Source organism: Pseudomonas batumici (genome assembly GCF_000820515.1).
Lineage (GTDB): Bacteria > Pseudomonadota > Gammaproteobacteria > Pseudomonadales > Pseudomonadaceae > Aquipseudomonas > Aquipseudomonas batumici.
Window position 1 is genome coordinate 1 of the sequence record NZ_JXDG01000116.1, and the last position, 787, is coordinate 787.

The 787-nt window shown below is 62.3% G+C and carries 1 pseudogene; it reads right to left on the reverse strand.

The annotated features are described in order from the left end of the window. Nucleotides 1-787 (reverse strand): annotated as a pseudogene (locus UCMB321_RS31145) (sugar-binding protein); the annotation flags it as partial.

The window sequence follows — 787 nt, forward strand, 5'->3', positions numbered from 1 at the left end:
CCATCCACGGATTGAGCAGCGTCGCCAACGGCGCCAGGGTCTTGTAGCGGTAACGCGTGCACAGCACCGGAGCCGGGTCGCCATGGGCGGAGTCGGCCGGGATGATCGTGCTCTGCTTGAGCTGGCGGACAAACCCCTCGGGATCTCTCGGACACATCCCGGTTTCCCCGTTCACCGGGTAGTACTCGTTGCGCTGCTTGACGCCATTGGGCTGGATCTGTTCGACCAGGTTGCCGTACACATCGTACTCGGTGCTCAGCACTTCCTGACGCCGGCGCCCGGAGTTGCTCACTTCCCAGGTGCTGGTCACCGTGCGCGGCAGCTGGAAATTGCCGAACTGGGCATCGAAGTCGACATTCTCCTGGGCGTGGTAGACGGTGACGACCTGGCGGACATGGTCGTTCTGGGTGGTTTTCTCCTCGACCAGCAGATGAAAGCGGTTGAAGCTGCGCTCGATGGTGCGCACCGCCTGGGTGCCGACCATCAGGCTTTCGGTGGTGCCATAGAGGTAGGGACTGCGCACCTTGTAGAGATTGTCCAGGTGGTTGTCTTCCCAGATCAGGCCGCTGGCGTTGTAGCCGAGAAAATTGTGCAGGTTGTTGCTGCCATTGCCGCTGTAGGCGTACTTGACCTTGATAATGGCCTCTTCGCCGGTACCGGGGTCGATGCGGTGATCGGTGACCCGGGGCAGGCTGGGGCGGCTGTCGAGCCCGGGAAACTTGTGCCCGCCATCGTTGTACTCGATGACTTCCTCGCTGCCGGTGGGCGTGCGCACCTCGGTGATGCA